Raw genomic sequence first — 24,560 nt, forward strand, 5'->3', positions numbered from 1 at the left:
AAACCTAGATACACATAATACAGATGTTATCTAGGTTTTATTTGTATACATATAGTATATAATATAAATATATTATATATTACATCATCAATCAACGAGGTTTACTATGCAAAAGTATTATCCTTATCTCATCACGCTGAGTCACATGATTAATGACTCATGCCAAAGTGTATTACCCGCATTATTGCCGCTGTTTATCTATACGTATGGACTGTCCTTGGAGCAAGCAGGTTTTCTTATCTTAGCGAACACGGCATTATCGTCATTGCTACAGCCATTGCTAGGGTATATTTCAGACAAGCTCAATCAGCCACGACTCATTGCAGCAGGCACGTTATTATCCGCATGTAGTACGGGGATGATGGGTTTTGTTTCGTCTTATGAAAGTCTCCTTGTATGTGCCACACTAGCCGGTGTAGGTTCTTCCATTTTCCATCCTGAAGGGGCAAAAATTATGAACCGCCTCGGAGGTGGCAAGAAAGGCAAAGCAATGGGAACCTTCGCCATCGGCGGTAGTTCAGGCTTCGCCTTTGGTCCTCTATTTGCTGGCACTATCGCCTATACAGTAGGTGCACATGGCCTAGCAGCTTTCACCGTAGCCGGTATTATTATATCTACCGTTCTATTCTTGCTCATGCCACGTATCGTAGCTCATGCCCAAACTATCGACCAAGCCGTAGCCACCGAAAATCCAACAGTTGCGGCTCAGCCACTGAAAAATTATTGGAAATATTTTGGCATATTGTTCATCATTATTCTAAGCCAATCGGTTAATTTCCGCGTAATTAATGCATTTATCCCTGTATTCTGGACTCATGAACTCGGCACGAGCCCCGAACAAGGTAGTTTTGCATTAACCGTATTCTTTAGCATCGGCATCTTTATGACCTACATCGGTGGCTTATTGGGCGATAAATACGGTCCTATCAAAATCATTAGATTATCTCTGTTGATTTGGTTGCCATCCATGTTCCTATTAACACAAGTCCCTGAGTTTTCTGTAACGATTATGATGCCACTCGCCTATCTGATTTTGCTCATGATTGGTGCTGCAAAGGCCATCAGTTATAGCCCTGTTATTGTACTGGGCCAAACTTATCTAGCTAAGAGCATCGGATTTGCATCAGGCATCACCCTTGGCGTAAGCCAAACAATCGGCGGCATCATCGCACCGATTGTAGGGAATTTAGCAGATACCTATTCCCTACCAGCAGCCATGATGACACTAGTTCCATTCCTTATTGTTGGACTGATCGCATCATTGCTACTAAAGGATCCTAAAAAATTACAATAACATTAGAAAAACAGCGTTATGACCAAACCGATCATAACGCTGTTTTCTTGTTTCTAGAACAAAATATACTCCATATATAGAGCCAATTAATGCTTCAACATTTCATTCAAAATAACTACGTCAGTTTCTTTCATGCCTTGTGCTACGACACCAATACTTTTAATCGTATCATCAACGGAGTGGGCTACAAGGCCATCACCCTTTTGATAACTCTTGTTAAGGCGAGCTTGTTTATAGCCCATGAAAGCTCCATCTAAGGAGATAGCAATTTTACCGGCACAAGATGGTTTCGCCCCATCACATACGATACCGGATAGGCTAACAAGACCATTTACGAGTGTATCTTCGATAATATCTTTGCTATCGCCTTTCAAAAAGGCAATACCAGCTACACTTACAATGCCAGCCGATACAACACCACAATATGCGGATAGTTTACCAATACCAGATTTAACGTAAAGCGTTAACAAATTGGCAAACACAAGAGCTCGGTACAGTTCCTCATCGGTTTTGCCAAGCTCCTCCGCGGTTGTAATGATAGGCATAGATACGGTCAATCCTTGGTTTCCAGAGCCGGAGCAAATAACTACAGGCAACGGGCACCCACTCATGCGTGCATCGGATCCTGCTGCGGCACGAGCCTTGCACTTTGTTTCTAGAGATGGGGTTTCATCATCAAGCAATAACAATCGACCAATATTGGCACCATAATCATTGGATAACCCTTCATTCGAAATGGCCGTATTATATTCTACCTGCTGCTTAATGCTAGGTAAGATACCGGAAATGTCACCAGCTTTTGTAAATTCGTAGATACTATCGAATGTCATCGGACAAGTACTACTTTCAGCCTCTTTAATTTCATTAATGGTTTCAGAAATCACGTTTCCATCTACGGACACATAGGTAATATTAGTATGTGCATTTTCAATGCGTACCACTGCCGTATGTTCATCGGTTGTGGCCGTAATTTCAATGTAGAGATTATCAACGCCTTCTGCTAGTTCTACAGTGCAAAAGTTAGCCTTTAATAAGGTACCTAACCACTTACGATTTTCATCGGTAGCCGCTTCTAACACCTCTAGTTCTCGTTCTGGATGGCCTACGATGGCGCCGAGCACGGTAGCCGCAGCTAAGCCTTTGCGGCCTCCAGAGTTCGGAATGACCACTGATTTTACGTTTTTAATGATATTGGCACTGCATCGCGCATGAATGTGGTTGGGAAACTCATCCAATACGGATGCGGCCTTGGCTGCTGCATAGGCAAGCGCAATTGGCTCTGTACAGCCAAAGGCAGGTCGCATTTCTTTTTGTAATACTGAAATATAATCCATATTATACTTCCGCGATGATTTCCACTTCTACTGCAACGCCCAATGGAAGATCTTTTACAGCCACGCAAGAACGAGCTGGTTTAGATGTAAAATATTTTGCATATACTTCGTTGAAAGGTTTGAAGTCATTGATATCAGCTAAGAAGCATGTTGTTTTGATAACCTTGGAGAAATCAGAACCTGCTTCGGCTAATACAGCTTCAATATTTTTGCATACTTGTTCAGTTTGTGCTTCAATACCGCCTTCAACTACGGAACCTGTAGCAGGGTTAATCGCTACCTGACCAGAAGCGAACAAGAAACCGCCAGCTACTTTAGCTTGGGAATAGGGACCTACTGCTGCAGGCGCTTTATCTGTGTGAATTGTTTTCATAATAGGACTCCTTTTTACAATACATACATCATATAGAAATTATTATACATTAATATCGATGTTTTTCAATATATTTTATTTAATAGATTTGAAAGCATCTGCAAAGATTGGCATAAAATATTGACGTTGTACATCACTAGTCAATGCCAAGAACAATGTAGGCTTTTGTGGATTCATTACGAGTGCCGCTTTTGCATAATATGGGAATTTGATACCTTCCGCATCAACTAATACGCGAGAACCTACCGTATATGTTTGATACTTTGTATTATTCATTTTCTCCATTTGTTCCGTGTTTTCTACAGTAATGGTAGTAGGTTTTTGGCTTTCACCAACTACACCAAAGGCAGCACTGTAACCTGTACCAGCACTTACATAGATGGAACCGGGTACGTTCTTATCTGGCAATGTAAATGTTTTAGATTCTTTTGGCAACAGATTATTAACCGTAGTCAACATGAGTTGTTCTGTAATCGGATCCAACTCACCATTATTGAGTATGGCTAATACAGGAAGGACAGACGCATTAGCCTTAGGGTTATCAAACAGTGCATTGGCTGCTGTTTTCAAATCTACGGCCACTAACAAAGCGTCCTTTTGGCCAGTTTTATCTTCCCCTTGTAATTGATATACATCATAGGAAACGCCCATATAGTTAAGCGCAGATAATGCATCCTCATTACTTTGACGGGTCCGTTTATTCGTAGTTGGTTTTGCATTATCCTTGATAAGCAAATCCTTTATAATGTCCACAGAATCTGTAGTAGATGCAGTTGCTACCGTAACTGTATTCGGAACAGACATGGATCCTGCTATGGTTTTTACATCTTTTGCACCAGCAAAACTAGTCACAGCACCAACTAAACAAGCTGCTAGCACAAGAGTTTTTAATGGTTTCATTATTTATTGCCTCCCTTTAGGGTTTTCAATCCATACATGGATTCTAATTGTCCTGACCAGTAGTCTCGGCTCGTATCTTCGGTAGCCAAGATTTGTACTGTAAGCCCATCGTTTTGTGGCATTGCATACATAGTTAAGCTACCAGGCAATACAAAGCCATCATATTTTAAGCTGCCGCGCACACTCATACCGGCCATAGCACCAAACTTAGATGTATATGGTTTAAATGATATTTCTGTAGCGCCCATTGTAAAGTTAGGGATGACTCTCTTAAACAGATCTACGCCCTCTTGCACACTTTGTCTATTCTTTTGCGACAACGACGCATCTTGCATAGCACTTTGTTGTATTGTTTTAATCATGTCGCGATGCATAGTCGCATTTAAATTTGCTATTTGTGGCTCTAACATCTTGCGGTCAAGTGTAACTGTGGCCATTTTTGAAATAAACTTCTCTGCATTAGATTTTGTGTAAGGCTCGCTAACTGATTGTGCTTTCACTTGTTTATCAGCCATTGCTGCGTTAACAATTTGAGTAGCTGTACGATCGAGATAATTAATCGCCTCTTTATTTACATTGTATGTAAGCAACCAACCTGTATGATGACCTAATGTACTATCCCCAGATAATTGATACAAACTATATCCATCTAGAGCAGTACCTTTAAACTCTTCTTTTACCATTGGGTAGGATGTTTTTATGCGGTCGTTCATAGATTGTGCAGCTCGTTCATTAGCCTTTTGAAGAGTCTTATTTTGTTCCATCGTTCTGAAAGTAGGATTTGTAGGAATCGCATCTACAGCTACCGCGTGTACACCATTATTAGTGGTAGCATACTGACCATAGCCTAAATCAATTGTATCGGCACAAGCTACAGCCGCCATACCTACCGTTAAGCAGGTCGCGCAAGCTAGTGTCATTACCTTCTTACTCCACGTTTTCATAGTCTCACCTCATGAATATATGAATTGAATTATATCAGTAAGTTAAATTAAGAATTTTAAATATACATATAATATTATACTATATAATTGTACTAACATGATAGGGACACCAAATTTACATTTCTCCTAATGTACTATACAATACTTAAAGATAAGAAAACGTATTTCTAACAGAAAGGAGTTGGCATTTCGCCACACCATTATGATACAAGAATTAATTCCTCTCACTAGACCTCGCACATTGGCTGCTGCATTAGGGCCAACCATCTTAGGTGCTGCATTTAGTTATTATACCTTCGGTGCACTTCATGGCACAGGACTCGCCATATTCCATACAATTCTTATATTTTTAGCCGTCGTATCGGCTCAAATCATCGCTAATTTATGGAATGAATTGAAAGATTTTAAATCTGGTCTTGATGCGGGGCAAAAAATAGGTAATGCTGGTTCCCTTACCCGTGGTGCAGTGACGCCAAAGCTCATCTCCACTATGATTAAGGTTCTTATGATTGTACCTATCATCATCGGCCTATACCTATCAGCCACCATTACATGGTGGTACATTCCGGCCGGCATCATCTGTATTTTAATTAGTTTTTTGTATTCAGGTGGCCCAAAGCCAATTTCTCGCACACCATTTGGGGAAATCTCATCCGGTATCGCCATGGGTTTTGCTATTGTCCTCATTACAGGCTTTGCGTGGACGCGTGAACTTTCACTAGCATTCCTAATCCCTGCACTACCGGCTACCCTATTAGTTGGATCCATCATGCTCACCAACAACATTCGAGATATTCGAAACGATGAAAAACACGGCCGTCGTACATTACCAATTGTATTAGGCCGCGACCGTGCCATCAGCCTTATGAGCATCACTTATATCTTTAACTTCATCTGGATTGGTGCATGGATCTATTTGAAAGTCCTCCCTATTCCAGCATTACTCGCATTAATAGCCATTATCCCAGCATTTAAAACCATTAACATATTCTATACCCATGTAGATGAAATCAAACTAGATAAAGCCATGGGTACCACTGCTGGTGCCGCCATGTTGTACCAATTACTATTAAGTATAGGGCTCATTATAGGTAAGTAAAAAAGAAGATAAGCCATCCTAAATTACGACTTTGGCCCTGCGAAGGCCGAAGGCCGGAGTCAGACCCGGCCGGTGGAGTTATTTAGGGTGGCTTATCTTTTACATTTACGTATAATGAGCCCTATAACTTTTAGTTATGGATAACCTCTAATAATACATAGTTGCGGAATAGGAAATAATTTAGTACTATAAGCTTATCGAATTACATTTAATTTTCTCGAAAAGGAGAGTGTTTGTATGAACAAATTTTTAGCATTAGCGGCTACAGTCGTTCTCGGCGGTGCGCTATTAATCGCAGGTTGCGGCAGCGATAATAACAAAGCGGCTAACAGCGGTGACAAACAAGTATTAAAAATTGGTGCTACTGCAGTACCACATGCGGAAATCTTAGAACAAGTAAAACCCATCTTGGCAAAAGATAACATCGATTTACAAATCACAGAATTCACTGATTATAACACACCTAACCTTGCATTAGGCGATAAAGAAATCGACGCTAACTTCTTCCAACATGTACCATACATGGAAGAATTTGCAAAAGCACATAACCTTCCTCTAGTATCTGCTGGTGGTGTTCATCTCGAACCAATGGGCTTATATTCCCGTCAAATCAAAGATTTAAAAGACCTTCCTAAAGGTGCAAAAATCGCTATTCCTAATGACCCTACAAATGGTGGTCGTGCATTAATGTTATTACAAAAAGCTGGTCTTATCACATTGAAAGACTCTAACAATATCTTATCCACTGTACAAGATATCGCTTCTAACCCTAATGGTTACCAATTCGTAGAATTAGAAGCAGCTCAAGTGCCTCGTTCCATCGACGATGTTGCACTAGCAGCTATCAACACTAACTTTGCATTAAATGCAGGTCTTAACCCTGGTAAAGATGCATTGTTCATCGAATCCAACGATTCCCCTTACGTAAACGTCGTAACTGTTCTTAAAGGCAATGAAAATGACCCTCGCATCAAGAAATTGATGGAAGCTCTTCATAGCCCTGAAATCAAAAAATTCATTCAAGATAAATACCAAGGTGCAATTGTTCCTGCATTCTAATGGTCATTATCTTATGCTAAAAGGCTGGAGCCACGTGCTCCAGCCTTTTTCTTATAATCTTACACAAAGATTGTTTACGACTATATTTTTTTGTAGTTATCCCATTTATGAAAACGATAGCCTACACCCCAAACGGTATCAATATATTCCTCTTCTTGGAATTGTTTGTCAATTTTGGCCCTTAATCTATTGATATGAACCATGACAGTAGATGTCTCACCTAATGAATCAATACCCCAAATACGTTCAAAAACCTCTTCTTTTGTGAACACACGGTTAGGAGTCGATGCAAGAAGTACTAAAATATCGTATTCGCGCGGTGTTAAATTTACCTCAGATCCACCTAAAAACACTTGATGTGAATTTAGCATAATTTCTAAATTTCCTGCACTGATTTTGGGATCAACAACGTCCACTATAAGATTCAAGCTATTGCGTATTCTATTATAGCGTTGAATATGGGATTTAACACGAGCTACAAGTTCAGCAGGGCTAAAGGGTTTTATCATATAATCATCAGCACCCAGTCCTAAGCCTCGTATCTTATCAATATCTTCTCGCTTAGCACTAACCATGATAATGGGAATTTCTTTTTCTTTACGAATATCACGACAAACAGCAAATCCATCCTTTTTAGGAATCATAATATCAAGTAGTATAAGGTCATACTCATTATTAAGTGCCCTATTCAAGCCATCTATACCATTTGTTTCAATATCGACTTCAAAGCCTTCAATTTCCAAATAATCACGTTCAAGTTCATAGATGCCCATATCATCTTCAATAATCAAAACTTTACCCATACCTTACTCCTTTATGCGAGGAAATTCCATCACAATAGATAATCCAGTACCGCTTTCATTATGTTCAGCGTAAATAACACCATTCATATCTTCAACAATTTGTTTTACAATGGCTAGACCTATGCCATTGCCATTGGCCACTTCCGTACGCGCCTCATCAGTGCGGAAAAAGATATCAAACAAACGGTGTAGCTCCTCTGTAGATACGCCTCGCCCATCATCAGAGAATCTTAATCTATAACCATCAGTCGTTTTAGTCGTTGCTATATTAATTACTACAGACTCACTACGCCTATATTTCAAGCTATTAGACACAAGATTATCTAAAACGCGGTAAAACTGCTCCCGATCAATGGAAATCATGTCATCACCGGCATCATATGTTTCATATAAATGTATATGTTCGTGTTCATCAAGCTGACGACTGACGACATATTCATGCAGTAAATCATCTAATACATAGATATGACGATCATAATGAATTTGTTTTAATTCTAGCTTAGAGAAATCAGATAACATGGTAACTAAATGTTCAATACGTCCTGCCATATCATAGATTCGCTGTACATATTTAGCTCGTTTTTCCTCTGTATTAGCAACCCCTTCAAGTATGCCGCTAGCATACCCTTTTACAGAGGTAAGCGGTGTAGAAATATCGTGACAAATGCCAGCAATCATTTCCCGTCTCCGCTCTTCATAAACAGCCTGTTCTTCTCGGGCTTTCAGCAGAGTGGATTGCATATTATTGAAAGCCTCGCAAGTATCCCCTAGTTCATCATATGTTCTGACCGTAATAATTTTAGGATCTATACCATCCTTAAGATTGTCAGCTGCTGCTTTCAAATCTTTCACAGGTCGCAAAATATATCGTGCTAAGCGATTAGATATATAGATGCCTATGCCAACAATAATAGCCAACATCACTACGATACCAAAGCCAAATGCGCCCTCGACGAGTTTCTTATCCATCGACTCTGGCCCCATGCTCTTGGCCATAAATGGAATTTGCCCATATCCATAAATTGTGAGTCCTGTTCCATACGAATTCACATAGGTAAATTGATTGCCCTGCCAGTTCAAATAATGAACAGGTTCTGATAAATTTATCGTACTATCAAAGTTCTTCAATAGACCATCTACATCTAAACCTGATGTAGAATAGGCCACCTGATTATCTTCAAGAATAACTATATTTAAACCCTGTGCTTCTAATATGGCGCTACTATCTAAGATATCACTTATAGATGTGGATTCCGTCGAAAGTTTTTTATTGATTTGCTCAAGTCCTAATTGAAATACTTGTGACTGAATCGTACTAGGTGCGAGCATCATCCATTGGCGGTGGGCAACTGGATTTGTATAGCGAATAACACCCCATACCATAGCCAAAGAAGTTATTAGTACTACAAAGGGTACAATGATAATTAATAAGTTGCTAATTATCATCTTTTTCTGTACACCTAAATGGTTAAACCAATTAAATAACATAGCAACCTCCTTTTCATTTATTATACAAGGTCATATCCTAGCAGTCATGATAGAAAACTAATCTTTTTCAATACGTAATCCAGTCGTTATAATTTCGTAATATTTACCCTTTATGATGTACTCATACAGTTAAGTCATCACTAAAAAAGGAGATATATATGAATTACGAATTATTTCAACTCATTAATAACCTCGCAGGCACCTACACTTGGCTAGATATATCCATGATATTGATCGTTAAATATCTGGCAGGTTGCTTCGCTGCATTACTTCTTCTATTATTAGGACTTGGAATCTATTACAAGGACAAAACACTTTTAAAAACAAGCATACATACCGTAGTATTTCTAGGTATTATATTAATCACTCACAGTATTATCGGATTCATAGTTCAGGAACCTAGACCTTTTATTGCACATACAGTACATCTTCTAATTCCTCACGCTGCTGACTCTAGTTTTCCTAGCACTCATGCAATGGCTATGACAGCTATTGCATTACCGATTTTTGCCACTTATAAAAGATTGGGATCAATACTACTAACAGGCACTATCGTAACAGGATTTGCAAAGGTATTTGTAGGGCACCATTACCCACTTGATATCATCATGGGGATACTCATTACCTACTTATTATTTAAAATTTCTCAAAACTATATTTCTTCGATTATTGATAAGATGTTACATCACCCTAAATATAATATTTTCCGTTTACTTGTAAATATAAAACAATGTGTGCAACTTATAAAAAAATCAAAAACACCAGTGACTAACCAATTTAATATAAGGGGATAAATCGATGAAATATATGTTAAAAAATAAGGACTATCATATTTTTATAGTTCTTCTTTTATCCTCTATTGTCTATTTTATTGGCAATACTTGGCTCAGCATTACAGATCCTGTAGAAACCAATTATGCCTTAACTGCTAAGGAGATGGTACTCAATCACAACTATTTATCTCCACAGATTTTTGGACATTATTGGTATGATAAACCAATATTTTATTACTGGGAACTCATTGTAGGCTTTAAACTCTTTGGCATTTCAAATTTTGGGGCTCGTTTCTTCTCTAGTCTATTAGCACTTTGTAATGTTTTCCTAGTATACCGCTTTGTAAAAGCACAAAGCAGCCATATCATCGCTATTCTTAGTGCTATTATCGTATCTATATCAGCTGAATATTGGATTATCGCTAAAGCAGTTATAACAGATATGACACTAGGTTTATTCTTTAACGCTACATTGATGAGTTTCTATATGGGCTATACTCGTCATAAGGAGCACAACAAAAACTATAAGTTCTATTATCTATCAGCTTATACTGCATCAGCTATCGCAGTATTAACAAAAGGACCTATCGGATTCTTATTACCAGGGCTCATCATACTCATATATTTAATCATTCGCAAAGATCTTCGCGAGTTATTAAGCCTCCAGCTCATACCAGGTCTATTCATCCTTCTAACTCTTGGTGGTAGTTGGTATTACTATATGTACGCAACACATGGAAGTGACTTTGTTAATGTCTTTTTTGGCGTCCATAATTGGTTACGCGCCACAGTATCAGAGCATCCTAAATTTAATGTTTGGTACTATTATATTCCTATTACTATAATCGCTTTATTGCCTTGGTCCATTTTACTGCCAAAACTAGTATATACAAACCGAAGAAATTGGTTTACGAACGTTCCCTTTCATACTTTTTTAGCAGTCTGGGCTGGCACAATAATCCTTTTCTTCTCATGTATGGCAACCAAGTACTCCACCTATACATTCCCTGCGCTAACACCACTAGCTATATTAATGGCTATCATGTGCCATAAGCGAGCTTCATTCATATGTAAAACTGCACTGGTTACAAGCATTGCCTATATTACACTGGCCTTTACGATTGCTATACCACAAATGGATATGGCATCTAGTCCAACTATTAGTAACTATATTGGTCAATCAATAAGCCAAGATGCTCTCGTTGTACAAGGCAGTGGCAGATATCGCGTTTCACCTACCTACTATAGTGGTCATGAAGTCTATAAATTAATTGGTCCAGATGAAGTGGCCCCTAATCCAAACACAATTTCATGGAATGCCAAAGAGGTTATGCCATTTATATCCGTCAATAATCTTCCTACAGATAAAGACGTCTACCTACTCATCTATGGTGACGATAGTTTTCCATCTACACTCAATCAAAACAACTGGACAAAACTCTATTCCACTTCAGAAGGATCTATTTACCAATTACATCGCTCTCCGAAAAGCTAAATGGTAATAGTTCCTCCATAGATACTATTTTTATATCCCCCATCAAATTTCCCATAATAATAAGAGGAATCTTAAATTCCACCATCACCTGACGACACGCACCACATGGAGCACAAGGCCCTTCCGTATCAGCAACTACGGCAAGGGCCTTAAATGTTGTATGGCCTTCAGATACAGCTTTGAAAATAGCCGTTCGTTCCGCACAATTGGTAAGCCCATAGGATGCGTTTTCTATGTTACATCCTTCGTAAATGGTGCCATCTTCGCATAATAAAGCAGCGCCAACAGCGAAATGTGAATATGGACAATAAGCATTTTCACGAGCTTCTATCGCACGGTTTATAAGATTCTGAATTTCTAATTCCATCATATACTGTTCCTCATTCTACAATATCAAGGATGGTATCCACTATGTTTGGCATTGTTTCGCCAATTGTAATCGCCTCTATATAGGCCTTAGCCGCATTAGCAAGTAGGCTTTCATCAGAGGCATACAAGGTCGCTATACTTTCACCAGTAGTAATAGTATCGCCCGTTTTTTTGTGCATCACGATACCTGCACTATAATCAATAGGCCCATCTTTTACGGTGCGTCCTGCACCAAGCATGACTGATGCAATACCGCATTGTTCCGTATTCATATGCGTAATAAAACCGGTCTGAGTTGCAATCACATCATATGTATATTGACCGATAGCGAGTAGGTTTTCATCATCAATCACAGAGCTATTACCACCTTGAGCGTCAATCATGAGGCGTAAACGTTCGAGTGCAGCGCCAGAATCGAGAGCCTCACGCACCCGAGTTAGGGCGGTTTCATAGTCGCAGATGTGGCTTAAAACGAGCATGTGAGCAGCCATGATAATACATTCATGAGTCAAGTCCTCAGGGCCATGACCTTTTAATGTATCAATGACCTCACGAATTTCTAAGGCATTGCCTATGGCATGACCAAGGGGCCGATCCATATCCGTCAAAACAGCCTTAACGGAACGACCGTTTTCACGTCCAATATCTACCATAGCCTTAGCCAAGGAACGGGCCTCTTCAATGGTTTTCATAAAGGCTCCACTGCCGACCTTTACATCTAGTAGAATGGCTTGCGCACCAGATGCCAATTTCTTGCTCATCACGGAGGAAGCAATAAGAGGAATACTGTCCACTGTTCCCGTTACATCGCGCAAAGCGTAAAGTTTTTTATCGGCTGGTGCCAAGCCTTCTGATTGACCTATAACAGCAATGCCTATTCTATTCACTTGGGCGATAAAATCTTCTTGACTTAAGGATACTTTCAAATGAGGAATCGATTCCATTTTATCGATAGTCCCCCCTGTATGCCCTAGGCCTCTACCAGACATTTTTGCGACCTTACCACCACAAGCAGCCACTAAAGGAGCGATGATAAGTGTCGTCTTATCCCCTACACCGCCTGTACTATGTTTATCTACGGTAATGCCATCAATGGATGATAAATTCACCATCTGCCCAGACTGAGCCATAGAGAGTGTCAACGTACCGAGTTCACGAGCATTCATGCCATTAAATACGATGGTCATCAATAACGCACTCACCTGATAGTCAGGAATAATACCGTTCACATAGCCATCGATGACAAAACGAATTTCATCATCTGTGAGAGCCAAATTCGCTCGTTTTTTCAAAATAATATCATACATGCGCATAATTACACCACCATTCTAAGAAACCACCTAAGCACTGCCTAGGTGGTTTTTCTTTATACTTCTTCGTCCAAATGATTTTTTAGGAGCTCTACGGCCGCACTCGCCCCGATACGACTACATCCTTCTGCAATATAGGATTTCATATCAGCAATGGAACGAATGCCTCCAGCCGCCTTAATCCGTACATTAGGGCCAATGTGCTTCTTAAATAGCTGCACATCTTCTAATGTAGCGCCACCACTACCAAATCCAGTCGAGGTCTTGATAAAATCTGCGCCACCTTCCGTTACACAATGGCATAGTTCAATCTTTTCTTCAGTCGTTAAGAAACAGGCCTCGATGATAACCTTTAAAATTTTATCACCACATACGGTTTTAAGGGCCTTAATTTCCTCGGTTATGGCATGAAAATCACCTTGTTTAACATCCCCTAAGTTAATAACCATATCCACTTCTGATGCACCTTCTGCAATGGCTTGCTTCGTTTCTGCCACCTTAGCTTCTGTCGTTTGATAGCCTAGTGGAAATCCAATAACGGTACAAACATTCAATTCTGGATACGCATTACGAGCGGATGCTACAAAATCAGGCGGAATACATACAGATGCCGTATGATAGATTAATGCATCTTCACAAATCACCTTAATTTCGTCCCATGTCGCAATAGGTCTTAACAATGTATGGTCCACATAGGTTAATAATTCTTTACCTAACATGACTACCTCCCAAACAATCTAGTATACTATCAGAATTCATTACAATCGTAACCGAGCACGCATTTAGAAAAATGACATCTGTTCTGGCTCTGGTTCTTTATGTAATTCTGCTTGTGCCGCTTTATTTTTTTCATCGATGAAAGGTTCAAGAGGTACGCCTGTTTTTGAAAGCAGTTCTGGTAGTGAGTTTGCCCCTTTTAAACGAGCTGCCTCGATGGCAACCTTAGCACAAGTTTCAGCATCATCCAATGCATAGTGATGTTTAAATTCTACGCCTAAGTACGCCGCCATTGTATTCAATTTGTGATTTACCAAATCAGGCCATACGGCGCGAGAAATTTTTACAGTACATGCATAATCAAGTTCTGGCCAAGGAATTTTATAGTAATCAAGAGTAGCTCGCAATACATTCATATCGAATTTTGCATTGTGGGCAATCATGATTTTTCCCTTCAAATGATTTTCATAGATAGCAGGCCATAACTGATCAAATGTCTTTTCATGCAACACTTCTTTAGGCTCAATTCCATGAATTTCAATGCATTCTGGGTCAAAAGACATAAACGGTGGTTTAATAAGACTATACGCTTTTTTGGTAATCTGCCCATTTTCAACGGTAATAACCGCTAAGGAACAGGCGCTATTTTTATATTTATTAGCTGTTTCAAAATCCAATGCTACAAAATCTAACATGGCAATCCTTTCTTAGCTACAACAATATTATATACATACATCTGATATACATATATCAACTCGTATTAGGAATCATCTTCACTTCTCTATTATTATATCATGAACGCGAAGAAAATCGATGTACAAAAGCAGTTCTTAAGCCGACTTTCACAACGGATTTTCATTGACAGGACGCCCTATTCTATGTGAAAATTATTTAGATATATAAGTACTATGGAGGTTATAACATGGCAGATGACAGATTAATCGTCGCCCTCGACGTATCCACAATGGATGCGATGAAATCTATCGTGTCCTCACTCGGGGACTCCGTTAGTTTCTATAAGGTGGGCATGGAATTATTCTACGCCGAAGGGGACCAAACGGTTCGCTATTTGCAAGAGCACGGCAAACATGTATTTCTCGATTTGAAATTACATGATATTCCTAATACGGTGGCCCATGGCGTATCTTCCCTTACTCGTTTAGGCGCCAATTTAATTACCATTCATGGTCAAGGTGGTCCTATAATGATGAAAGCTGCCGCTGAGGCTGCTCGTGAAAGCGCTGAAAAACTAGGCATCGAACGTCCAAAACTATTAGCGATTACCGTATTAACAAGCTTTGATGACGAATCTTGGACATCTATTGGCGGTCAATTACCAATTGCAGACCAAGTAATTCGCCTTGCTAAACTAGCAAAAGAATCCGGTATGGACGGTGTTGTATGTTCCGCTTTAGAGGCTAAGATGATTCGCGAGGCCTGTGGACCTGATTTCCTTATCGTTACACCAGGTATTCGCCCATCCTTCGCAGCTACAAATGACCAGAAACGCATTGCTACACCATCGAGTGCATTACAGGATGGTGCATCTCGCCTCGTTATTGGCCGACCTATTACGCAAGCTGAACACCCACAAGAGGCGGTACGTTTAATTATTGAAGAAATGGAGAGTGTATCCAAATGATGTCAGAACAAGAAGTAAAACAATTACTTATCGATACTCAAGCAATTTTAGAAGGTCATTTCTTATTGACTTCCGGCCTACATAGCCCTATGTACGTTGAAAAATTCAACGTGTTACAACATCCAAAATACACTGAAACATTGTGCAAAGAATTGGCAGAACGCTTCCGCGATCAAAACGTAGAACTCGTTATTGGACCTATGACTGGCGGTATCTTATTAGCTCACGAAGTCGGTAAAGAATTAGGCACACGCGCTATCTTTACAGAACGTGAAAAAGGCGTTATGACATTGCGTCGTGGATTCAAAATCGAACCAGGTACACGCGTACTTATCGTAGAAGACATCGTAACTACAGGCGGTTCCGTACAAGAAGTTGTTAACGTAGTTAACCAATCCGGCGGTGAAATCGTAGGCGTAGGTCTTCTCGTTAACCGTTCTGGCGGCAAAGCTGAATTCGGTGTACCAAAAGAAAAAGTACAAGCATTGCTTAACCTCGAAGTTCCTACATACAAACCTGAAGAATGCCCTCTTTGCAAAGATGGCGTAGCTATGACAGAACGCGGTTCTAAACACATTAAATAAAATCATAACCACCCGTAGAACGGGTGGTTTGCTCTGACCCTATAAGGGTCTTTCTCTAGTGGTGGCCCTCTAAAGAGGGCTTTGAATGATCTGACAACCACTCTATTACCACTGGCTGCCCCCTACTCGGGGGCTTTTATTTTGCCTATTTTACCGGCTCACCCGTAAACGGGTCGGTATATTCTTTAAAGTTTAATGTATCTTGTGCTATATCTTCTTGTAATTGATTGCGAATATACTCTTTTATCGCTCCTTCGTATCTTCCCACTGTATCCACATAATATCCTCTACACCAGAAATGTCTATTTCCATACTTATATTTTAAATTTGCGTGTTTATCGAATATCATGAGGCTACTTTTGCTTTTTAAATATCCCATAAAACTTGATACACTTAAATGTGGTGGAATAGTTACTAACATATGAATATGATCCGGACAGCATTCTGCCTCTATAATCTCTACATTTTTTCTATTACATAAATCTCTTAAAATTTTACCTACATCAGCTTTTATCCGTCCATAAATTATTTGCCTTCTATACTTTGGTGCAAAAACAATATGATATTTACATCTCCATTTACTATGTGATAAGCTTTTTACGTCATTCATTGACATTGAACCTCCTATGTTGAAATGTTGTGGTTGCCAGACCAACTTCATTTTACCACTAGGAGGTTCTTTCCTTTTCTCTAAGAATTTTTTACCGACCCCCAGTTTAACTGGGGGTTTAGTCATGCCTATTCGGCGTACAACAACAACACAAAAAGAGCTCCTTCACCGAGGAGCTCTTTTTGTTTGTGTGTAGTTATTGTGTGTAAGAGAGAGATTCTGATACGAATGTATCACATAGAGTGTGTGGCTCTACGGTGGCCATGAATGCACTTTCACGACCACGTTCTCTATTATTTTATGAGAGAAAAGGACTCATAAAATATTGTTAGTTTTGTGTAGTTTGTGGTGCACCTTGACCAGTTTGTTGTTGTGGTGCATTACCATTAGATTGTTGTGATCCTGGACCTTGTGGAGGCATTTGACCATTTTGATTCATATACTGACCATTATTTCGTCCCATACCATCTTGAGGCATCATTTGGTTTTGACAATTTTGGTACATATGTTGACCATTATTTGGCCCCATACCATCTTGAGGCATCATTTGATTATTTCCATCCATCATATGTTGGTCCATATGCATATTAGAACCATCATGTCTATGTGGTTTTCTAAACTGTTGTTCATTGGTTTTCATCCATTCACCAAAATTTGGTAAATCATTTACAGCAAAGGATGTACCTACCCCTACAGCACTGATTACAGTTAGAATGGCAGCAATTATAATTCGTCTCATAGGTCCTCCTTAATCTACATTGCTGAAATAACGTTCGCGTACACCACGAAGTTCAGCACCGATAAATATACATGTAAGGCCACCAAAAAGGCCTACACCTGCGAGTGCAACTAAAGTTATCATAGATAACGCAGGAAATGCGGTTACATTTTCAAATGGTTGCCATGAGCTACCTAATAAATATAAAATAGCTGGCGTAATCACCAATATAAGTACGCCTACAATATAGGCTAACGCACTGCCAATAGCAACTAATGTCTTCGATGCCTTTTTTGCCATTCCCGGCAGTTGTGGTAATAAGCGTTCTTTATACTCATCAAATCTAGCATAGATTTCTTGCATATTCACAGATTTACTTGTATTACCATCCTCATTTAACGTATCTGTAATAATTCCAGCATCTACATAGGATGCATAAATTTCCTCTGGAGTCCCCAAGGATTTAATAATTTCATCATCTGTAAGGCCTTTTTCATGGCCTACAGCAAAGTGTTCTTCATAAACCTCTATAATACTTTCAACATCAGCAACACGTGCCTTTTTGAAGATATTACGCAGTGCTTCTAAAAAACTTTTCTTATTCATTATAGTCGACTCCTTTCAACAGGATATTTACAACGCCAGAAAACTCATTCCATTCTCGTCTCATCTCGTTATAAGCCTGTCGGCCTGTATCTGTTATATGATAATATTTCCGAGAAGGCCCTGTAGAAGATTCCTTTAAATAGGTTTCAACATACTTCTCTTTTTTTAGCCTATTAAATAATGGATATATCGTTCCTTCAGAAATTTCTATGTATTCCGAAATAGTGCTTACAATTTCATATCCATAGCGATCCTGCTGTGTTAATAATGCTAGCACCAACATATCCATAACACCTTTTTTTAATTGAACTTGCATAGTTCCTCCCTTTAGGTTGTGCCTACCTGCCAATGTGAAAGCTCTCTTACGGTCACTATCTTATACTGACAAATACATAATATCACAAGGTACCTCGAATTGCAAGGTACCTTGTAAAAAATGTTTTATAAAATAAAAAATCCTTTCAACGTGCTGAAAAATGCAGATAATATCTAGAGTTCCACCAGTCGAAAGGATTTTATATATAATTTTCTATTTCTAAAACTATTAGTTAGACGAGGATTGCCCTAATGTAACTTGAGTACTTTTCATTTTACCATTATGAGTATAGGATACTAAAATAGTATCGCCAGGGCTCTTGGCGTCAATTTGCTCTTTCAATTCGATTAATGTACTTACATTCTTACCATCGATTTGAGCAATCGTATCACCTTCTACAATACCAGCTCGAGCCACAGGACCGGTAGGATCCAATTGTACAATAAGAAGGCCTTCCCCTTCATAGCTTACATTATTGCGAGCCGCTGTTTGCCGATCTACAGCCCATACGCCTAAATATGGGCGAATGACCTTACCGTTTTTAATGATAGAGTCAATAATAGGTTTTGCAGAATTAATAGGAATGGCAAAGCCCATTCCTTCTACACCCTCTTTAGAAATTTTAGAGCTATTAATGCCAATTAACTCACCATCAGCATTTAGCAATGCACCACCAGAGTTTCCTGGGTTAATGGCAGCATCAGTTTGAATCAATGGGAAACGTTGTCCTTGATCATCAATGGTACGAGCTAAAGCACTAATTACACCAGATGTAACAGAACCTTTAAATTCAAGACCTAATGGGTTGCCAATGGCAATTGCTGGTTCACCTACCTGTAAAGAATCGGAGTCACCTATAGCAACAGGTTGAATATTTTTAGGTGGATCTATCTTTACGACAGCTAAATCAGATTGTTCATCAGTGCCCATAACAGTACCTTTGACGGTAGTACCATCAGACAGCGAAACTGTAACCTCACCATTGCTAGCACCGGATACAACGTGGTTATTCGTTACAATATGACCTTCATTATCTATTAAAACACCTGAACCAACGCCTTCACCTGCATAAATGGTACGATTAAAAATATCCTTTTGGAATACTTGTGTTGTAATACCTACTATGGCGGGGCCCGATTTTTTAGCCGCTTGTACAACATAGGTATTACGAGCTTCAGTCAACGGTTTTGTTTGCTTAGTTTGATTTGTCACAACACTCTGTTGCGTACCTGCTGGTGTACCAAAGAAATAATAACCTCCTCCTACACCTACGCATAGTGCAATAGCACATGCTATAATCTGTTTCTTATATTGTTTTATATTCATATTTTGTCTCCTATTTTTAATTGCATACAATCAATGCACAATTATTATAGGGCTAATTCTTTAGATTTGCAATATAACAATTATTACCATTCCTAAATTATATGTAAAAAGATAAGAAAACAAAAGAGGTATTCATTAGCATTAACTAATGAATACCTCTTTTGCATATAGTTTGAGAGTGTAAGGACTGTGAGAGAGAGTTATATATGAAGACGGAAAAGTTGAGAGAGAACTTATTAAGAGAGAGAAGTTAAGTGTATCTTTTCCGTATATCTTCATAATAATCCTTACAGTTATAGTATACACAAAATCTCTAAAAAATAAAGCATAGTATATAAAAAATATATAAAACTTCAATTATTTCTCTATAAGATAGTCCCTAAAAACATATATAACATCAACAGCTCACCAATCCATGAACTAAAAGTGAATTTAGCTATGCTTTTTATACAAACTTGTAACCTACGCCCCAAACTGTAATGATATGTTTACTATCAGATGGATTTTCTTCGATTTCTTCACGCAAACGATTGATGTGAACTGCTACAGTTGCATAGTCGCCATACGAATCTAACCCCCATACACGGGAATATAATTCTTCTTTAGAAAATACGATATCCCGGTTACGCATAAGAAATTCTAATAATTGGAATTCTTTTTTCTTAAGATGAACTTCTTTGTCATTTACCCAAACTTTCATCATCTTAGGATCAAGGCGAATATCACCGGATTGAATAGCATTTGTATCAACGACATCTTTTTCAGTAAGTCGTTTATATTGTGCTAACATAGCCTTAATTTTTGCAATCAATACAGATGGAGAGAATGGTTTTTCGATGTAATCATCAGCACCTACGCCAAGGCCACGAATTTTATCAATATCATCGAGGCGTGCAGTTACCATCACGATTGGTACGCGCACTTTATCACGAATGGCGCGACACACTTCAAAGCCGTCCATTTCTGGCAACATAACGTCCAAAATAATTAAATCTACTGGCGTATTCAAAGCAGCTTCAATACCATCAGTACCATTATTCATAACAGTTACGTCATAACCAGCAACCATCAAATAATCACGCTCAATATTAGCAATATCAATATCGTCTTCAATTATTAGAATATGTTCACTCATGATTTTCTCCTTTTTTCGGGAACTCTAAAATAATTCTAAGTCCATGTGGTCTAATATTTTCTATCACTACACGACCTTCGAAAATTTCCATAATACGTCTAATAATCGAAAGACCAAGTCCACTCCCCTCCTGTGGATTAGTGCGGGACGAATCAACTCGATAAAACGGACGCATAAGTCGGTCAAGCGACTCTGGCGGAACCCCAGGGCCATCATCACTTACCACACAGTACACATGACTTTCATCTTCGGTGACATCAATAACACTATGTCCTATATCTGCCATCTTATATTTTGCACTATTATTTAAAATATTTTGCAAAACCCGCTGTAATAACTGCGGATTCGCCATAATAGTAGCATCCTTAACTGTAACACGTTGGCTCAGTTCAAGACCTCTAGACTTATAATGTTCTATATGATCTTCTACAAAACCTTGTACGTATTTCCCTAATTCTATTTTCTCTGATGGTCTAGATTCCTTTTTATAGTTCAATGTTGTAATAAGGAACAATTCCTCCAACATAGAATCTAGATCATTAGCGCGCTTCAAAATGATTCCCATGTAGCGTTTTTGTTGCTCTTCGGTTGGCGCGATACCATCCCGAACGCCTTCTGCATAGGCCTTAATTGCAGTTAATGGAGTACGGATATCATGAGAAATACCTGCAAGCAATTCTTTTTGTTGCTCCTGCTCCATTTCGATTTGGTAATTAGCAGCTCGTAATGATTCCGTCATATTGCGGACGTGAATCATAATGAACTTTGTCACAAATCGGTTAATTGCAAAAAATGTAACTATAAACAAAAGTAATGCAACAATGCTAATGTAGAACGAAACGGTCTCCATCAAACTATCACTTCCATGCACAGCTCGTTTAATAGCTATGTGATATAGATATGCATGACGTCCTTCATTCTTACGCATTTCGTACACAAAGGTATGATTTGACTGATAGACAATCCCTTGTAACTCAGGATTTACATCAATCAAGCCAACGATAGCAGATTCATTATAAATCTGTTGTGTACCGTAAGAATACAGAACCTTTCCCTGATCGAGAATTTCTACATACACCTCATTAGGGTCTAACAAACTATAGCTTGGTTTAACAAGAGAATCCATTAAACCATTGTCTATACCATAAAAGGTAATAGTCTCAGCCACACGGCTAACACTTTTAAACTGTTGTTCTTGCTCGATACGCAAATAGTATCCGGCATTCGCTAAAATGCGTAGTCCTGAAAAATATAACAAAAATAGAATAATTGCAATTAATATAGGAACTACAAATAGAACAACATTGGATATCCAAATTCTAATTTGTAAATTCACAGGATTACCTCAATATCATAATTAGTAGATACTCCTTATAGTGTACGCTATTTTACTCATGATTAGCAAGAGAAAATATAAAATTCGTATAAACATAAAAACAGCCCTACCTAAAAGGTAGAGCTGTTAATATTAAGATTAACGACGGTTAGCTTCGAAGAAGTTAATTGCAACTTCTGGGAACATAGCATATGTTAATACGTCTTCTTCAGTGATGCCAGTGTAACCTTTGGAGTTCAAATCTTCAGTGTAACCTGCCAATTCAGGTTCAATAAGATCTGCTGGACGGCAAGTGATAGGTTCTTCATCATCAATGATAGTGTGACGAATTTCGTCAGAAATTTTACCAGGCAATGCACCATATTTACCGCGTACAAGGTCTTTAACTTCGTTAGGAACCATTTTATAACGGTCGCCCATCATAACGTTCATCATAGCCATTGTACCAACGATTTGAGATGTTGGAGTTACCAATGGAGGGTAACCCAAGTCTTCACGAACGCGTGGCATTTCATCCATTACGTCGAAGAAGCGATCGCCCATACCCATTTCGTTCAATTGGTTTTGAGTATTGGACAACATACCGCCAGGAATTTGGTAACGACGAACAGCTGGGATTACATCGCTAGCTGGTTTCAAGTTGAATTCTTCAGCGATTTGTTGTTTTACTTTACGGAAATGATCAACTAATGGAATATATTTATCAAGGTCAAGACCAAGATCCCATTCAGTGCCTTTGAACATTTCGATCATAGTTTCAGTAGCTGGTTGGCTAGTTGCATGAGCAAATGGGGAGATAGCAGTATCGATGATATCTACACCAGCTTTAGCAGCTTCCCAGTATGTAGTGCTTGCAAGACCGCAAGTGAAATGGCTGTGCAAGTCGATTGGCAATTCACCAAAACGTTTTTTGAATGTGGAAACCAAATCATATGCATCAGCAGGTCCTAACAAACCGGACATATCTTTAATGCAAAGAGAATCAGTACCCATTTCAACCAAAGTTTCAGCAACTTTCAAGAAGCTTTCAGTTGTATGAACTGGAGAAATAGTGTATACCATAGCGGATTGAACGTGTGCGCCTGCTTTTTTGGAATATTTAATAGCAGCTTCCATGTTACGAGGGTCGTTCAATGCGTCGAAAATACGGATACGGTCGATACCATTTTTTACAGCAGCTTTACAGAATGCTTCCACTACATCATCAGAGTAATGTTTGTAGCCCAACAAGTTTTGGCCACGAAGTAACATTTGTAGTGGTGTATTTTTTACATTAGCTTTTAATTTGCGAAGACGTTCCCATGGATCTTCGTTCAAGAAACGAAGACAGCTATCATAAGTAGCGCCGCCCCAACATTCAAGAGCTTCATAACCGATTTCATCTAAAAGGCCAAGCACTGGTTCCATTTGTTCGTAACGCATGCGAGTTGCCAAAATAGATTGATGACCGTCACGAAGAACGGTTTCACAGATTCTTAATTTTTTAGCCATGTTAATCCTCCAATTCGAAATAGTAAGGTGATGTAATTTTATACATACACTCAATGACTATCTCATACCTATTTATCAACAATTCCTATAGTTCCTACTTATGTAGGTAAAATGTGCTAGGAATTATTGGAACATACTTATATTAGACTACTTCTAAAATTCTTTGTCAACAAGTATATTATGCTTATTTATCATCAAAAAGCATGCATTTTTGATATAAAAGTGTAAAAAAAATCACCAAAAACTCTCGTTATGCTAGATTTTATCGTGCATTTTTAATCATTACCAAATGAGTATGTTAATGAGAATGTAAAAGCAAACTAATCCTCATATCGTTATAATTTTTATTTATGTACGAAAGTATATCAGTATTTATTGATGTAGTACAACGAATTATCTTGATTTACAGATCTTGTTATCACTTTTTTTGATGATTGACAAAGGTAATCTAATATTCATGAATATACATTTTCTATTTCAAATATACTTTTTATTTCACCTTTTTAGGTGCTGTTTCAAGAACAATATTCTTGCCATCTCGTTTTACTTGGATAGAGAATGCCCCTTCGCCCTCTTTAAAATACTCCATTTTAATGTCTAACAGCATCTTACCGATAAGCGTTTCCACCTTCTCAGTTAAAAATTCACGATAAAATGCATCTTGTGTTTGCTTAGGACTTTGATGAATCACAGGTTTCGCTGCATTGCGTTCCGCCTGCATCATAGTTTCTTCAAAGTTATCATTTCCACCCCATTGCTTCATCATTTCTGCGTCTGATAAGCCTTTTTGAATTTTAAACTTTGCCATTATATACTCCTATTCTACTAGTTAGACGAC

Annotated in this window: 26 protein-coding genes; 7 read left to right on the forward strand and 19 right to left on the reverse strand. The window is 38.7% G+C overall.

The window, feature by feature from the left end; all coding sequences use genetic code 11:
- Positions 1 to 106: 106 nt before the first annotated feature.
- Positions 107 to 1,294: an MFS transporter gene (locus HMPREF1477_RS04240; RefSeq protein ID WP_016475939.1), complete on the forward strand. Its 1,188-nt coding sequence runs from the start codon at positions 107 to 109 to the stop codon at positions 1,292 to 1,294.
- A gap of 86 nt (positions 1,295 to 1,380) precedes the next feature.
- On the opposite strand, the gene HMPREF1477_RS04245 is transcribed toward HMPREF1477_RS04240, so the two are convergent.
- The 4 genes from HMPREF1477_RS04245 to HMPREF1477_RS04260 form a co-directional block, all read right to left on the reverse strand.
- Positions 1,381 to 2,628, reverse strand: a complete 1,248-nt coding sequence (locus HMPREF1477_RS04245) for a serine dehydratase subunit alpha family protein (protein WP_016475940.1) — start codon at positions 2,626 to 2,628, stop codon at positions 1,381 to 1,383.
- A 1-nt stretch (position 2,629) separates the two neighbouring features.
- Entirely contained in the window at positions 2,630 to 3,001 is a 372-nt protein-coding gene (locus HMPREF1477_RS04250; RefSeq protein WP_005375663.1) for a RidA family protein, read from the reverse strand.
- A gap of 75 nt (positions 3,002 to 3,076) precedes the next feature.
- A complete protein-coding gene (locus tag HMPREF1477_RS04255) occupies positions 3,077 to 3,901 on the reverse strand; it encodes a hypothetical protein (protein WP_016475941.1) in 825 nt (274 codons plus the stop codon).
- Entirely contained in the window at positions 3,901 to 4,845 is a 945-nt protein-coding gene (locus HMPREF1477_RS04260) for a hypothetical protein (RefSeq protein WP_016475942.1), read from the reverse strand. The genes HMPREF1477_RS04255 and HMPREF1477_RS04260 overlap by 1 nt, the downstream gene beginning before the upstream one ends.
- A gap of 202 nt (positions 4,846 to 5,047) precedes the next feature.
- On the opposite strand from HMPREF1477_RS04260, the gene HMPREF1477_RS04265 reads away from it, so the two are divergent.
- The gene (locus HMPREF1477_RS04265) at positions 5,048 to 5,944 is read left to right on the forward strand and encodes a prenyltransferase (protein WP_009661002.1); all 897 of its coding nucleotides are present in this window, start codon (positions 5,048 to 5,050) and stop codon (positions 5,942 to 5,944) included.
- 237 nt (positions 5,945 to 6,181) lie between these two features.
- On the forward strand, positions 6,182 to 7,003 hold the full coding sequence (locus tag HMPREF1477_RS04270) for a MetQ/NlpA family ABC transporter substrate-binding protein (protein ID WP_009660992.1): 822 nt from the start codon (positions 6,182 to 6,184) through the stop codon (positions 7,001 to 7,003).
- A gap of 80 nt (positions 7,004 to 7,083) precedes the next feature.
- Here HMPREF1477_RS04270 and HMPREF1477_RS04275 read toward each other — a convergent pair whose 3' ends face one another.
- Both HMPREF1477_RS04275 and HMPREF1477_RS04280 read right to left on the reverse strand, forming a co-directional pair.
- The gene (locus HMPREF1477_RS04275) at positions 7,084 to 7,806 is read right to left on the reverse strand and encodes a response regulator transcription factor (protein WP_016475943.1); all 723 of its coding nucleotides are present in this window, start codon (positions 7,804 to 7,806) and stop codon (positions 7,084 to 7,086) included.
- A gap of 3 nt (positions 7,807 to 7,809) precedes the next feature.
- Entirely contained in the window at positions 7,810 to 9,294 is a 1,485-nt protein-coding gene (locus HMPREF1477_RS04280; protein WP_016475944.1) for a HAMP domain-containing sensor histidine kinase, read from the reverse strand.
- A 158-nt stretch (positions 9,295 to 9,452) separates the two neighbouring features.
- Here HMPREF1477_RS04280 and HMPREF1477_RS04285 point away from each other — a divergent pair, with 158 nt between their 5' ends.
- Together HMPREF1477_RS04285 and HMPREF1477_RS04290 are read left to right on the forward strand one after the other, a co-directional pair.
- Positions 9,453 to 10,088 carry a phosphatase PAP2 family protein gene (locus HMPREF1477_RS04285; protein WP_016475945.1) on the forward strand — a complete coding sequence of 212 codons (636 nt, stop codon included), beginning with the start codon at positions 9,453 to 9,455 and terminating at the stop codon, positions 10,086 to 10,088.
- A 4-nt stretch (positions 10,089 to 10,092) separates the two neighbouring features.
- Positions 10,093 to 11,562, forward strand: coding sequence for a glycosyltransferase family 39 protein (locus HMPREF1477_RS04290; RefSeq protein ID WP_016475946.1), 1,470 nt, complete (start codon positions 10,093 to 10,095; stop codon positions 11,560 to 11,562).
- Here the strand turns inward: HMPREF1477_RS04290 and HMPREF1477_RS04295 are convergent.
- The 4 genes from HMPREF1477_RS04295 to HMPREF1477_RS04310 form a co-directional block, all read right to left on the reverse strand.
- The gene (locus HMPREF1477_RS04295; protein WP_016475947.1) at positions 11,528 to 11,932 is read right to left on the reverse strand and encodes a cytidine deaminase; all 405 of its coding nucleotides are present in this window, start codon (positions 11,930 to 11,932) and stop codon (positions 11,528 to 11,530) included. The genes HMPREF1477_RS04290 and HMPREF1477_RS04295 overlap by 35 nt on opposite strands.
- 10 nt (positions 11,933 to 11,942) lie before the next feature.
- Entirely contained in the window at positions 11,943 to 13,244 is a 1,302-nt protein-coding gene (locus HMPREF1477_RS04300) for a pyrimidine-nucleoside phosphorylase (protein ID WP_016475948.1), read from the reverse strand.
- Between the two features lie 53 nt (positions 13,245 to 13,297).
- Positions 13,298 to 13,960, reverse strand: coding sequence for a deoxyribose-phosphate aldolase (gene deoC / locus HMPREF1477_RS04305; RefSeq protein ID WP_016475949.1), 663 nt, complete (start codon positions 13,958 to 13,960; stop codon positions 13,298 to 13,300).
- Positions 13,961 to 14,023: 63 nt separating this feature from the next.
- A complete protein-coding gene (locus HMPREF1477_RS04310) occupies positions 14,024 to 14,653 on the reverse strand; it encodes a 3'-5' exonuclease (RefSeq protein ID WP_016475950.1) in 630 nt (209 codons plus the stop codon).
- A gap of 227 nt (positions 14,654 to 14,880) precedes the next feature.
- Here HMPREF1477_RS04310 and pyrF point away from each other — a divergent pair, with 227 nt between their 5' ends.
- Positions 14,881 to 15,600 (forward strand): orotidine-5'-phosphate decarboxylase, encoded by a 720-nt coding sequence (gene pyrF, locus HMPREF1477_RS04315; protein WP_005375655.1) that lies wholly within the window; start codon positions 14,881 to 14,883, stop codon positions 15,598 to 15,600.
- On the forward strand, positions 15,597 to 16,184 hold the full coding sequence (gene pyrE / locus HMPREF1477_RS04320; protein WP_009661023.1) for an orotate phosphoribosyltransferase: 588 nt from the start codon (positions 15,597 to 15,599) through the stop codon (positions 16,182 to 16,184). Before pyrF ends, pyrE begins: the two co-directional genes overlap by 4 nt.
- A 145-nt stretch (positions 16,185 to 16,329) precedes the next feature.
- Here pyrE and tnpA read toward each other — a convergent pair whose 3' ends face one another.
- The 9 genes from tnpA to HMPREF1477_RS04365 form a co-directional block, all read right to left on the reverse strand.
- The gene (tnpA, locus tag HMPREF1477_RS04325) at positions 16,330 to 16,794 is read right to left on the reverse strand and encodes an IS200/IS605 family transposase (RefSeq protein ID WP_005375295.1); all 465 of its coding nucleotides are present in this window, start codon (positions 16,792 to 16,794) and stop codon (positions 16,330 to 16,332) included.
- A 328-nt stretch (positions 16,795 to 17,122) separates the two neighbouring features.
- The gene (locus HMPREF1477_RS04330) at positions 17,123 to 17,533 is read right to left on the reverse strand and encodes a hypothetical protein (RefSeq protein ID WP_016475951.1); all 411 of its coding nucleotides are present in this window, start codon (positions 17,531 to 17,533) and stop codon (positions 17,123 to 17,125) included.
- A gap of 9 nt (positions 17,534 to 17,542) precedes the next feature.
- A complete protein-coding gene (locus tag HMPREF1477_RS04335; protein WP_009661008.1) occupies positions 17,543 to 18,118 on the reverse strand; it encodes a DUF1700 domain-containing protein in 576 nt (191 codons plus the stop codon).
- Positions 18,111 to 18,434 (reverse strand): PadR family transcriptional regulator, encoded by a 324-nt coding sequence (locus tag HMPREF1477_RS04340; RefSeq protein ID WP_016475952.1) that lies wholly within the window; start codon positions 18,432 to 18,434, stop codon positions 18,111 to 18,113. The genes HMPREF1477_RS04335 and HMPREF1477_RS04340 overlap by 8 nt, the downstream gene beginning before the upstream one ends.
- 228 nt (positions 18,435 to 18,662) lie before the next feature.
- Positions 18,663 to 19,760 (reverse strand): S1C family serine protease, encoded by a 1,098-nt coding sequence (locus tag HMPREF1477_RS04345; RefSeq protein WP_016475953.1) that lies wholly within the window; start codon positions 19,758 to 19,760, stop codon positions 18,663 to 18,665.
- A 445-nt stretch (positions 19,761 to 20,205) separates the two neighbouring features.
- Positions 20,206 to 20,895 (reverse strand): response regulator transcription factor, encoded by a 690-nt coding sequence (locus tag HMPREF1477_RS04350; protein ID WP_005377711.1) that lies wholly within the window; start codon positions 20,893 to 20,895, stop codon positions 20,206 to 20,208.
- Positions 20,888 to 22,231, reverse strand: a complete 1,344-nt coding sequence (locus tag HMPREF1477_RS04355; protein WP_005377717.1) for a cell wall metabolism sensor histidine kinase WalK — start codon at positions 22,229 to 22,231, stop codon at positions 20,888 to 20,890. The genes HMPREF1477_RS04350 and HMPREF1477_RS04355 overlap by 8 nt, the downstream gene beginning before the upstream one ends.
- Positions 22,232 to 22,369: 138 nt before the next feature.
- Positions 22,370 to 23,722 carry a pyruvate carboxylase subunit B gene (locus HMPREF1477_RS04360; protein WP_009661019.1) on the reverse strand — a complete coding sequence of 451 codons (1,353 nt, stop codon included), beginning with the start codon at positions 23,720 to 23,722 and terminating at the stop codon, positions 22,370 to 22,372.
- Between the two features lie 490 nt (positions 23,723 to 24,212).
- On the reverse strand, positions 24,213 to 24,530 hold the full coding sequence (locus HMPREF1477_RS04365; RefSeq protein ID WP_005382186.1) for a hypothetical protein: 318 nt from the start codon (positions 24,528 to 24,530) through the stop codon (positions 24,213 to 24,215).
- Positions 24,531 to 24,560: the final 30 nt, after the last annotated feature.

This window comes from Veillonella sp. HPA0037 (assembly GCF_000411535.1).
Classification (GTDB): Bacteria; Bacillota; Negativicutes; order Veillonellales; family Veillonellaceae; genus Veillonella; species Veillonella atypica.

Excerpts from the sequence above, each read along its gene's own strand:
- pyrF (WP_005375655.1), top strand. The coding sequence starts at position 14,881 with ATGGCAGATGACAGATTAATCGTCGCCCTCGACGTATCCACAATGGAT.
- HMPREF1477_RS04290 (WP_016475946.1), top strand. The coding sequence starts at position 10,093 with ATGAAATATATGTTAAAAAATAAGGACTATCATATTTTTATAGTTCTT.
- HMPREF1477_RS04280 (WP_016475944.1), bottom strand. The coding sequence starts at position 9,294 with ATGTTATTTAATTGGTTTAACCATTTAGGTGTACAGAAAAAGATGATA.
- HMPREF1477_RS04240 (WP_016475939.1), top strand. The coding sequence starts at position 107 with ATGCAAAAGTATTATCCTTATCTCATCACGCTGAGTCACATGATTAAT.
- pyrE (WP_009661023.1), top strand. The coding sequence starts at position 15,597 with ATGATGTCAGAACAAGAAGTAAAACAATTACTTATCGATACTCAAGCA.
- HMPREF1477_RS04270 (WP_009660992.1), top strand. The coding sequence starts at position 6,182 with ATGAACAAATTTTTAGCATTAGCGGCTACAGTCGTTCTCGGCGGTGCG.
- HMPREF1477_RS04260 (WP_016475942.1), bottom strand. The coding sequence starts at position 4,845 with ATGAAAACGTGGAGTAAGAAGGTAATGACACTAGCTTGCGCGACCTGC.
- HMPREF1477_RS04255 (WP_016475941.1), bottom strand. The coding sequence starts at position 3,901 with ATGAAACCATTAAAAACTCTTGTGCTAGCAGCTTGTTTAGTTGGTGCT.
- deoC (WP_016475949.1), bottom strand. The coding sequence starts at position 13,960 with ATGTTAGGTAAAGAATTATTAACCTATGTGGACCATACATTGTTAAGA.
- tnpA (WP_005375295.1), bottom strand. The coding sequence starts at position 16,794 with ATGAATGACGTAAAAAGCTTATCACATAGTAAATGGAGATGTAAATAT.
- HMPREF1477_RS04295 (WP_016475947.1), bottom strand. The coding sequence starts at position 11,932 with ATGATGGAATTAGAAATTCAGAATCTTATAAACCGTGCGATAGAAGCT.
- HMPREF1477_RS04300 (WP_016475948.1), bottom strand. The coding sequence starts at position 13,244 with ATGCGCATGTATGATATTATTTTGAAAAAACGAGCGAATTTGGCTCTC.
- HMPREF1477_RS04275 (WP_016475943.1), bottom strand. The coding sequence starts at position 7,806 with ATGGGTAAAGTTTTGATTATTGAAGATGATATGGGCATCTATGAACTT.
- HMPREF1477_RS04360 (WP_009661019.1), bottom strand. The coding sequence starts at position 23,722 with ATGGCTAAAAAATTAAGAATCTGTGAAACCGTTCTTCGTGACGGTCAT.
- HMPREF1477_RS04310 (WP_016475950.1), bottom strand. The coding sequence starts at position 14,653 with ATGTTAGATTTTGTAGCATTGGATTTTGAAACAGCTAATAAATATAAA.
- HMPREF1477_RS04340 (WP_016475952.1), bottom strand. The coding sequence starts at position 18,434 with ATGCAAGTTCAATTAAAAAAAGGTGTTATGGATATGTTGGTGCTAGCA.
- HMPREF1477_RS04245 (WP_016475940.1), bottom strand. The coding sequence starts at position 2,628 with ATGGATTATATTTCAGTATTACAAAAAGAAATGCGACCTGCCTTTGGC.
- HMPREF1477_RS04350 (WP_005377711.1), bottom strand. The coding sequence starts at position 20,895 with ATGAGTGAACATATTCTAATAATTGAAGACGATATTGATATTGCTAAT.
- HMPREF1477_RS04365 (WP_005382186.1), bottom strand. The coding sequence starts at position 24,530 with ATGGCAAAGTTTAAAATTCAAAAAGGCTTATCAGACGCAGAAATGATG.
- HMPREF1477_RS04250 (WP_005375663.1), bottom strand. The coding sequence starts at position 3,001 with ATGAAAACAATTCACACAGATAAAGCGCCTGCAGCAGTAGGTCCCTAT.
- HMPREF1477_RS04265 (WP_009661002.1), top strand. The coding sequence starts at position 5,048 with ATGATACAAGAATTAATTCCTCTCACTAGACCTCGCACATTGGCTGCT.
- HMPREF1477_RS04330 (WP_016475951.1), bottom strand. The coding sequence starts at position 17,533 with ATGAGACGAATTATAATTGCTGCCATTCTAACTGTAATCAGTGCTGTA.
- HMPREF1477_RS04335 (WP_009661008.1), bottom strand. The coding sequence starts at position 18,118 with ATGAATAAGAAAAGTTTTTTAGAAGCACTGCGTAATATCTTCAAAAAG.
- HMPREF1477_RS04345 (WP_016475953.1), bottom strand. The coding sequence starts at position 19,760 with ATGAATATAAAACAATATAAGAAACAGATTATAGCATGTGCTATTGCA.
- HMPREF1477_RS04285 (WP_016475945.1), top strand. The coding sequence starts at position 9,453 with ATGAATTACGAATTATTTCAACTCATTAATAACCTCGCAGGCACCTAC.